This window comes from Collinsella aerofaciens (assembly GCF_015552075.1).
Taxonomy (GTDB): Bacteria; Actinomycetota; Coriobacteriia; order Coriobacteriales; family Coriobacteriaceae; genus Collinsella; species Collinsella aerofaciens_Y.
The window spans coordinates 1-10,198 of sequence record NZ_JADNDZ010000077.1 but is presented as its reverse complement, the minus strand read 5'-3'; the positions used below and the strand labels follow the sequence as shown (position 1 = coordinate 10,198).

Sequence of the window (10,198 nt, the reverse complement as noted above, 5' to 3'; positions counted from 1 at the left end):
CATCCAAAGATGTCGAAAAATGTCGACTTTGGATGCTGGTGTACATGTTTGGGTCGTATGGGTTGGGGCCCTGGACGGACAGAGCGTGCGTACTAGAGCAGGTTTTCCTGCACCCACGCGATGATGTCGCTCGATTCGTAGAGTGGTTTGCCGTCGATGAACAGGCAGGGAACCTGGCGTTTTCCGCCGACGGCGATGAGTGTCTGTTCGGCATCGGAATCGGTCGAGATATTGCGCTCGGGAATGGTCACGCCGTTATCGGCCAAAAAGTGCTTGACCTTTAAGCAATACGGGCAGCCGGTCATAACGTACAGCGCGAGCTCGTGATTAGTAGCCATAGGTCTCCAATCGGTTGAGGTTTTGATTGAAATACCCAAAGCCGCCGCGGTCTATGCGCGCGTCAACGAAGACTCGATGGCCTGGACCAGAAACGCCGTGGCTCCGGTGGCGCAGGGCTTGTCGTAGTAGTCAACAAAGCGCTGGTCGGCAAGATAACCGTGGGCGAGGCCCAGGTACGCCTCGTCTTGGGGCTCGCATCCCCAGTTGAGAGCAATCCAGCGACGATGCATCGCGACAAGCTTACGAGCCTCGTTGCTCTCTGGGTCGCCAATGCCCATGGCAATTGAGAGCTGGCCCAGAATAGCGCGTTCAAGTTCCTTCATGTCGTTCCATGTCTCGGGGTCCATGTCCAGCAACGCTTCGTTTGCTGCATCGATAGCCTCATCGCCGTAGCGCGCCCGCGCCTCGGCACCGTAGCGCGCCTCGTTTTCCTGCACGGTGCGCCAGCGCTCCAGTTGCGGCAGGACGGCGCCCATGAGCGAGACGGCTTCGTCGAGCGACATGCCGGTGTTTTGTGCCAGGCGCGGGGCACAATCCTCAATCATTGCCTCCATGGTGGTGTCATAGGTGTACTTGCCGTGGTCGTAGCACCACTTGCAGTAATGATCGGTCGCGGTGCCCGTGGCATCGGTGCCGCAGTCGTCGGGCGTGAGTATCATGCCGCAGCTCTGGCAATAGTGCTCAGGCATTTCGAGCAGGTGGGACAGCGGTTCTCCGGTTACGGCGGCGATGAGCTTCATCATGTCGATGCCCGGTGTGACCTCGCCGCGCTCCCACCGGCTGATGGCCTGGCGTGTGACGAAGAGCTTAGCGGCAAGCTGCTCTTGGGTAAGGTGATGGGCGCGACGGACAGCAATGAGCTTTTCTGCAAAGGCCATAGCGGCTCCTTTCTGCTGGTTGATGGCTTAAGCATACGCGGCGGCAGGCGCCCTTCCAAGCAACCGTTGGTTGCACGACGGGGGACCGCGGCGAAGAATTGCGCGCAACGCCCCACGCCTCCATGCCGTACAATGACCGGCATGGAACCTATCGCACGCATACATACCGACCTGCCGCAGAAGTTCGGCATTCCGCGCAACAGCTTTTTGGCGCCCCATCTGCAGGGACGAATCTTTTTTGAGCCGGAATTTGCCTCCAATGCAGCGGTTGAGGGCCTGGACTCCTTCTCTCACCTGTGGCTGCTGTGGCGCTTCGAAAACGGAACGCCCGGCGGCACGGCTAAGGATATTGCCGTCGACGCTAAAACGCAGGACAGGTCCGGCACCAACGCAAAATGGTCGAAAACCGTGCGCCCGCCGCGTCTGGGCGGAGCCGAACGTGTGGGAATGTTTGCCACGCGCAGTCCGTTTCGCCCTAATCCCATCGGGCTAACCTGCGTCAAGCTTGATCGTGTCGAGCTCACCGACGATGGCCCCATCATCCATGTGTTGGGGGCCGACCTGCGCGACGGTACGCCCATCTACGACATCAAGCCCTACATCCCGTTTGCGGACTGCCACCCGGATGCGACCGGAGGCTGGATCGAGGATGCTCCGTGGCAAGAGCTCGATGTTGAGTTTCCGCAAGCACTGCAGGATATGGTCCCGCCCGCAAAGCTCCTCGGCTTGGTCGAGGTCCTTCGCCAAGACCCGCGCCGCGCGGGCAGCAAGCACGAGCCACACCGCGTCTATCATCTGGCTTACGCCGGGCTCGACATATCGTTTACGGTCGATGAAACCCAGCTAACCGTAGTTGCCGTCAACGACGCGCGAGACTAACCGGCCATTCGTCCGCACCCGTCAAATTAAGCGCCAAACCCCATGCCAAAACCGCCCACGCTGGTGGACAATAACGCCTGTCGAAACAGTCTACTTTGCACGGGAGCTCAGCATGAAATACGACTTTAGCTCGCTAATCGATCGCCACGGCATGGACTCCATCGCCGTTGACTCCTGGGGCGAGATCCCCGGTATGGCTCCGAACGCACCCGACGAGGGCTTCGACCGCATTCCCATGTGGGTGGCCGACATGAATTTTGCCACGGTGCCCACGGTCCAGGAGCACATCATTCAGCGCGCTCAGCATCCCATGTTTGGCTACTTTAACCCGCGCTCCGAGTATTTCGACCGCATCATCGAATGGCAGAGCCGCCGCAATGGCGTCGAGGGTCTGCGCCCTGAACATATCGGCTACGAAAACGGCGTGCTGGGCGGCGTCGTGTCGACGTTGCGCGCGTATGTCCAGCCGGGCGATGCGGTGCTGGTCCACAGCCCCACCTACATTGGCTTTACCAAGTCTATCGAAGCCGCGGGCTATCGCATTGTCCACAGCCCGCTTAAACTCGACGACCAGGGCGTGTGGCGCATGGACTTTGAGGACATGGAGTGCAAACTCGCCCAAAACCACATCCATGCCGCGGTGTTCTGCTCGCCGCACAATCCCTGCGGCCGCGTATGGGAGCGCGACGAAATCGAGCGCGCCATGGACATCTATCGCCAGCACGATTGCGTGGTGATTTCGGACGAGATTTGGTCCGATATCATCCTGCCGGGGCACAAGCACATCCCGACGCAGTCGGTGAGCGAGGATGCCCGCATGCGCACGGTTGCCCTCTATGCGCCGAGCAAGACGTTTAACCTGGCGGGCCTTGTCGGCAGCTACCACATTGTCTACAACGAGACGCTGCGTGACCGCATCTGCGCCGTGTCCAACAAGACCCACTACAACGAGATGAACGTCCTCTCCATGCATGCGCTTATCGGTGCCTACCAGCCGCAGGGCTATGAGTGGGTGGACGAGCTCAATCAGGTGCTTGCCGGCAATATCGAGTACTTCTGCAATTACGTGGACGAGCATTTTGAGGGCGTGTCCTATTCACGTCCGCAGGGCACGTACATGGTGTTTCTGGACTGCACCGAGTGGTGCCGAGAGCATGGCCGCGATATTCAGTGGTTGCTCGATGAGGGGGCACGCGTGGGCGTGGGGTATCAGGACGGCCGCCCGTTCCACGGACCCTGCCACATTCGCGTGAATCTGGCGCTGCCGCTTTCGCGCGTAAGGGAGGCGTGCGACCGCCTGGACCGCTACGTTTTTAATGCACGGTAAGTGAGCACTGCATGCGGGGCCTTCTGCCAAGTCGGCTGGAAGGTCCCACACGGTAAAGCGCCTGTAACAATTGGGCACTCGTGTGGTTTTGTTTGCTATTATCTTTAACCATTTAAGTCTGTAAACAGGATCGTATGGAGCTCGATGAAAAGATCCCGTCGCTCGGTTGCCATTTCGTTGTTTGTTGCGCTTGCAGTGGCGAGCGTCTTTGTCGTAGCGATAGCTGGCTGCTCCGGGTCGAATGACGGAGCCTCGACGTCTGCATTAGAAGGTCTGGACGCCTCGCAAGTCAAAGACAACGACCTTAAGACGCTCAACGTCGGAAGCGACCTCTATCCACCGTTTGTGTATACCGACGAGTACGGCGATATCGTTGGCCTGGATGTCGAGATATTGACCGAGGCTTTGGCTCGCATTGGTTACAAGCCAAAATACCAGCTGATCGACTGGGAAAAGAAGAAGGAGCTGCTGGCGAGCGGCGAACTCGATTGTGTCATGGGCAGCTTTAGTATGACGGGTCGCGAAAACGAATATCGTTGGGCCGGCCCGTACCTTGCGAGCCGCCAGGTGGTCGCGGTCGATCCCCAGAGCGATATCTACACGCTTGCCGATCTTGAGGATAAGATCGTGGCGGTTCAGTCCACCACCAAGCCCGAGGACATTTTGCTCAATCGCATAAATGAAAACGTTCCGCAGATCAAGGAACTCTACAGCTTTTCGGACGGTTCATACCTGAACCCGGCGCTCGTCGAGGGTCTGGTCGACGCTATCGCCGCGCATGAGTCCTCGCTGCTCACCTACGAAAAAGACTATGGTGTGACATATCGCATTTTGGATGAGCCGCTGCTAGAGGTCGGTTTGGGCACCGCTTTCGATATCAACGATACGCGTGGCATCGACGTCAAGCTCACTCATGCCTACCAAGAAATGCTTGCCGATGGCACCATGGAACGCCTGGTGTCAAAGTACTTCGATGACCCTTCGCCATTTTTGAATATGGAGGGCCTGTCATGATCGATGCGCCCGACCACGCTGCTCAGGAGCGGGGCAATCGTTCGGCAGGGGCATGGCTCCTTGTCGCTCTGCTGGGGATAGCGCTCTCGGTTGTTGCCGGCATGATGAGCTACGGTTACACGACGGCCCAAGCCGAGCAGCGCTTTGCCGACGTTGTCGATTACGTGGCGACGCAGAGCCTTTCCTACGATGCATTCAACAGCGCCTATACGACCAAAAACCTGATTCGCGTTATGGAGATCGCCGGAGAGGCTGCCCGCGATATGGAGCGCGACGGTTCAGTGGATAACGCCATGCTGGAGCAATACGCCGACCAGTTCAACGTGAGCGCGCTGATCGTGACGGACGCATCGGGCAATTTGGTGTCCGAGTCCTCAACGGGCGATGTGGACTACGGGTCGCTCGCTACGTATCTCAAAGAATCACCCGTGCTGGAGGTGGCAACTCATCCGCTTAAGTCCTATACCGCCCGCATCACGCTTGCGGATGATTCGGTCGCAGACATTGGCTGCGTGACTCGGCAGGATGGCGAGGGCATCGTTATCGCGGTAAGGCATCAGAGCGCGAAAGCGGTTGCAAGCAATACACTCAAACTGCAGAGCTTGCTTGATGGCTATGAAACCATCGATAGCGGCAATATCGTGATCGAAAGCGACGGCAAGGTCGTTGCGACCAATGCCGTTGAACCCACCGTATTGGGCGTGTTCGATCTGCCTGCGACGGATGTCTTTATTGTCGACGGTATTAAGGATCGATGTCTGGCTGGTAAGGTCAGATTGGTTAACGCCGACGGCGAGTGGTATTTGGGCACATTTGGAAAAGCGCACAAATTCTATGTGTACACCTATGCCTCGGCGCAGCGCTACTTTGAGGTCGCCGCGGCTGTTGCCGCCGGCGTGCTGGTGCTCTACGGCGGTGTTATAGCCGTTGTTGTGACGGTGCGTCGTCGCGCTGATCGTCGACGTTTGACGGACTTGCTGCAGCAGGAGCGCGACTATGGCGACAAGCTGGCAAAGGCGGCGCGTGAGGCCTCGTCTGCCAACTCGGCAAAGACGGAGTTTCTGCGTCGCATGAGCCACGATCTGCGCACGCCCATCAACGGCATTCGCGGCATGGTCGAGGTTGGCGATGCCAATGCGGACGATCTACAAAAGCAGACTGAGTGCCGCTCAAAAATCTGGACGGCATCGGGACTGCTGCTCGACCTTGCCAACGAGGCGCTCGATATGAGTCGCCTGGAGAGCGGGCAGGTCGACCTGAACCTCGTGCCCATAAATTTGGTGGCCCTCAACTGTGAAGTGCGCGATATTCTGGAGCGCCAGGCCGAGGAGCGTCTGGTGACAATTATCTCCGACCAGCAGACGCTTAATCATCCCTATGCGCGGGTGAGCGTGACGCACCTCAAGCGTTTGTTGCTCAATATTGCCGGCAATGCCGTCAAGTACAACCGCCAGGGCGGCTATGTCCGCCTGGTGTGCCGCGAGGTGGAGCCAGCGGATGGCGTCCCCGTCTATGAATACACGATCGCCGACAACGGTATTGGCATGAGCGAGGAGTTCCAAAAGCACCTCTACGAGCCGTTTTGCCGCGAGGAGCAGCAGGTGGAAGGCGCTTCGTCGGGAACTGGCCTGGGCGCGCCTATCGCAAAACAGCTGGTCGAGCTTATGGGCGGAACCATGAGTTTTACGAGCGTCTTGGGGCAGGGGACGACGTTTACCATCCGCCTGCCGTTCGAGAAATGCAAACGCTCCGAGATTCCTCAGGCAGTTCGCGTGGATGGGGGCGATGGCGACGCGCTCCAGGGCTTGCGCGTTTTGCTCGTAGAGGATAACGATCTGAATGCCGAGATCGCGCAGTTTACGCTCAGCCGTGTCGGTGCCATCGTGACGCATGCTAAGGATGGTGAGTCTGCCGTCGAGATGTTTACCGCGAGCGCACCGCACGAGTACGACGTGGTGTTGATGGACATCATGATGCCTGGCATCGATGGCCTTGAGGCCACGCGTCAGATTCGAGCACTCGATCGCGAGGATGCCGCGACCACGCCGATTATCGCCGTGAGTGCCAACGCCTTTGCCGACGACCGTAGGCTTTCGCGTGAGGCGGGCATGAACGCGCACCTGAGCAAACCTGTGAGCTCGCAAGAGCTCGTCGAGGCGCTAGCGCACATAGCCGCCGACGCTTCATAAGCGTATGGCCCGGTTCCAAGGTGGGTTGGAACCGAGCCATATTGCTATTGATGAGGCCTGCTGAGGGACTTACTTTTCCTGAATCTGCTTACCGCAGAGATGCTCAATCGTAATCTCGTAGAGCTGGACGCCCTTAATGTCCTTGGCGATTTCCTCTTCGACTTCCTCGGTGGAAGGGTAGTACTTAAGGGCGAGCTGGCGGACTTTTTCTTCGATAAACGCGGGAGTGTCGTTCGCCAGGCGACAACGGCCAAAGACGACGGTGCTCATAACGTAGGGAGCCCAGTCGCCGTCCTGGTACCACTCGTTTCCGTAAACGGTAAAGCAGACCTTGTCATCGCGCTTGAGTGCGTCGACCTTGTGGCCAGCTTTGGCGCCATGGAAATAAATCTTGTCGTGCTCGGTGTCAAAGAAGTAGTTGACGGGAATGGCGTACGGGTAGCCATCGTCGCCGTTGACGGCAAAGACGCCGCGCTTGCAGGTAGCGAGCAGTTCGCGCGCTTCCTTGTCGGTGATGGCGCGTTTCTTTCGACGTAAGGGCCTAAACATCGTTGGCTTCCTTTCTGGTCGTGCGTGGTGGTTGAGCACAAACTATAGCGAAACGGATCCGTTTTTCTTGATGCGGGCGAGTATGTTTTTGAGCTTGTTAAAGTCGAGCGGTTTGGACAGATGGGCGTTCATGCCGGCATCGTGTGCCGCCTTGGCGTCCTCGGCAAAGGCATTGGCGGTGAGCGCGATGATGGGGATATCGGCTGCATCGACCTTCTCGCTCAGACGAATCGCGCGGGTTGCCTCATAGCCGTCCATGTCCGGCATCATAATGTCCATCAGGATCGCATCGAAGCTGCCGGCGGGATGCGACAGGTACAGATCGACGACCTCGTTGCCGTTGGCGGCGCGGGTGACCACGACGCCCTCGGATTCTAGCAGCGTCTGGGCAATCTCGGCATTCAATTCGTTGTCTTCGGCGAGCAGCACGTTCATGTCGGTGAGCGAGCAGTCAGGCGCACTCTCAACCGTATTCGCCCGCGCCTGGGGATTCTCGTCGATATCGAGCGGAATCTCCACGTAGAACGAGGTGCCCACATGGAGCTCACTGGTGACTTCGATGGTGCCGCCCATCAGTTCAATAAGCGACTTGACGATTGGCATGCCCATGCCGGTTCCTTGGAACCTGCTGCGCGCATCGTCGCCTTCTTGGGCAAACGGCTCATAGATATGCTTTAAAAACTTGGGAGTCATGCCAATGCCGGTATCCGAAACGCTAAAGCAAAAGAGCGCGCGCCCGTTATCGAGTGGCTTGGTCTTTGAACTAAAGGTGACGGAGCCGCCGTGCTTGTTGTACTTAATGCTGTTGTCTAACAGGTTGATCATGATCTGTCGGATATGGGTGGGACTGCCGATCATGTATGGCCCCGTGGCGTACGGCAGGCTATTGTCCTGCATGGTGATGCCGTTACTGGACGCGCGGAGCTTGCACAGAACCAGCGTATTGTCACAGAGCTCTTTGAGGTTAAAAGGCGCATGTTCCAGTGTTAGCTTGCGGTCTTCGATTTTGCCCATCTCGAGGATGTCGTTGATCAACGAGAGCAGGTGATTGGCGGCAACGCGCGCCTTGGCACGGCTCTCGCGGGCGACCTTGATATCGCCTTCCTTCAATTCCTCAATCTCGATAAGGCCCAGGATACCGTTGAGCGGCGTACGGATGTCGTGGCTCATGCGCGTGAGGAATGCCGTCTTAGCGGCGTTGGCAGCGTCGGCTTTTTTGCGCTCGGTTCGAGCGTGCACGAGCGCCCAGATGAGCAGGACGATGCCGACCGACAACATACCGATGAGGGTAGCGGCAATGGCGGTGCGGTTGCGAAAAAGGAATTGAAGCGTGTCTGATTCCTGGGTCGTGTACGACATGGAGGAGTAACTGCTTGCGGAGAGCGATTCTCCGGCATTGACGATCCCCTTGTTGATGATTCCCAGCAGCTCGGGCTTTCCGCGCGAAATCCAGCACGAGAGCTCACAGGTGTCAGGGAGCTCGATCGTCTCGTAGTCCTTGAGATCATGACGGTCACCGATAGTTTTTACACGTGAACTGGGAGCGAGGATGCAGCGCGCCGTTCCCTTCCTGAGGGCGTCGAACACTTCATTGTCGGATTGGTATTCGGTCACGGTCGCTGTGGGGAACAGATTTTCAAGTGCATTTTTGTTGACAAACGATGATTTGGTACAGGCGATGTTCTGAAGGTCTTTGTTCAGGTCGCTGCCGGTGTGGATGGCGGTGAGGGATATGGTCTCCAACGATACCGACTGCGCAACGCCTGTTTGCTCGGCAAACCAGTAATCTCGGTATACCGGCAGCGCAACGTCTATGCTTCCCTTTGACAGGGCCTTTGACATCATCTTGTAGCTATCAAAGGGGACGGTTTTGACCGTAATGCCAAATTTATCGTGCAGCGTCGTCGCAAGCGATGCGAGCGAGCCTTTCATTTCGCCGTTTTCGTCTTCGTTGCAGTAGGGGAGTTTGCCCGTAATGTAGCCGAGCGTGATGGTGTTGCCATTTGCTTTGAGCCAGGAACGTTCGGGGCCGTTGAGCGATGATGAACCGCCGTTTTGGGCCGAGTAGTTAGATTTGACTTCGTCGATATAGCGTGGGTTGACGCGGGCGATTGCCGACATGGCGGCATTGATGTCGTCCATCAGGTCGGGGCGGCTTTTGGGGACGGCAAAATAGTAGTCGCTCGAACCAATGTAGAACATGGGGGAGGCATTGGGCGACGAGATTGTGTCGTTCATGATGACGGCATCGACTTCGTCGTTTGCGAGCGCGTCAAAGAGATCGGATCCTCCGTCATACTCCTTGTATGTGCAGGCGATTCCTTCGCTGGCGAGCCATTGCTGGCCAACGAAGGTTTGCATGACGTCGGGGTTGCAACCGATAGTGAGACCTTGGAGTGCTTGAGGGTCACCCTTTGCAAGGTCGTCACGGTCGGGCCTGGCGTAGATGTAGTAGCGCTCGGTGCCCTCGGGGTTCGAGGAAAAGAGCAGCTTTTGGGCACGTTCCTCGGAGTAGGAGATGTTGGGCATGAGGTCAATCTCGCCTGCCTCGAGCATGTCCATAAGCTCGGTGAAGGTGCCGGAGACGTATTCGTACCGCCAGCCGGACGTGTAGTACGACAGGGTCTGGAGGTACTCGTAACCCCATCCCGAGAGACGCTCGCCGGGGGTGCCGTCCTGGAAGCCTTCGTTGTTGACGAGCCAACCAACGCGGACCGTCTTGACTGGCTGACTAGAGTCAGCGGCAAAAGCTTGGACAGGCGCGACGGTGCTCAGTACGGCGAGCGCGGTAAGCGCGACGGCCAGGGTGCGATATATAACTGAACGAAGGACAGTGGCAGCTCTCACATGCAATCCTAACGAATCGAGACATTACCGCATAAGGATACCAGCTCAGCCTGCCCAGTCGGCAGCCGCACAGCTAAACGCTCCCGCCCGGCAGTTGGGGACAGTCCCTTTCTGCCGGCACAGACGATATGAGCAGGACATAAAAACATTGAGAGCCCCTGCTGCATGAAAGACCG

8 protein-coding genes are annotated in these 10,198 nt (G+C 57.8%); 4 read left to right on the top strand and 4 right to left on the bottom strand.

The window, feature by feature from the left end; translation table 11 throughout:
* Positions 1-92: 92 nt before the first annotated feature.
* A complete protein-coding gene (locus I2D41_RS05455) occupies positions 93-338 on the bottom strand; it encodes a glutaredoxin family protein (protein ID WP_117763676.1) in 246 nt (81 codons plus the stop codon).
* Positions 339-389: 51 nt separating this feature from the next.
* Entirely contained in the window at positions 390-1,217 is an 828-nt protein-coding gene (locus I2D41_RS05450) for a TipAS antibiotic-recognition domain-containing protein (protein WP_195363812.1), read from the bottom strand.
* Positions 1,218-1,358: 141 nt separating this feature from the next.
* Between I2D41_RS05450 and I2D41_RS05445 the strand changes: the two genes are divergently transcribed.
* The 4 genes from I2D41_RS05445 to I2D41_RS05430 all read left to right on the top strand — a co-directional run bounded on the left by I2D41_RS05445 (position 1,359) and on the right by I2D41_RS05430 (position 6,626).
* Complete coding sequence (locus I2D41_RS05445) at positions 1,359-2,096, top strand: SAM-dependent methyltransferase (RefSeq protein ID WP_229042183.1); 738 nt, start codon at positions 1,359-1,361, stop codon at positions 2,094-2,096.
* Positions 2,097-2,208: 112 nt separating this feature from the next.
* On the top strand, positions 2,209-3,423 hold the full coding sequence (locus tag I2D41_RS05440; protein WP_195363810.1) for a MalY/PatB family protein: 1,215 nt from the start codon (positions 2,209-2,211) through the stop codon (positions 3,421-3,423).
* Positions 3,424-3,567: 144 nt separating this feature from the next.
* The gene (locus I2D41_RS05435; protein ID WP_195363809.1) at positions 3,568-4,437 is read left to right on the top strand and encodes a substrate-binding periplasmic protein; all 870 of its coding nucleotides are present in this window, start codon (positions 3,568-3,570) and stop codon (positions 4,435-4,437) included.
* Entirely contained in the window at positions 4,434-6,626 is a 2,193-nt protein-coding gene (locus I2D41_RS05430; protein WP_195363808.1) for a hybrid sensor histidine kinase/response regulator, read from the top strand. Before I2D41_RS05435 ends, I2D41_RS05430 begins: the two co-directional genes overlap by 4 nt.
* Before the next feature lie 69 nt (positions 6,627-6,695).
* On the opposite strand, the gene I2D41_RS05425 is transcribed toward I2D41_RS05430, so the two are convergent.
* Positions 6,696-7,175 carry a pyridoxamine 5'-phosphate oxidase family protein gene (locus I2D41_RS05425; RefSeq protein ID WP_195363807.1) on the bottom strand — a complete coding sequence of 160 codons (480 nt, stop codon included), beginning with the start codon at positions 7,173-7,175 and terminating at the stop codon, positions 6,696-6,698.
* A gap of 42 nt (positions 7,176-7,217) precedes the next feature.
* Positions 7,218-10,022, bottom strand: a complete 2,805-nt coding sequence (locus tag I2D41_RS05420) for a response regulator (protein WP_195363806.1) — start codon at positions 10,020-10,022, stop codon at positions 7,218-7,220.
* Positions 10,023-10,198: the final 176 nt, after the last annotated feature.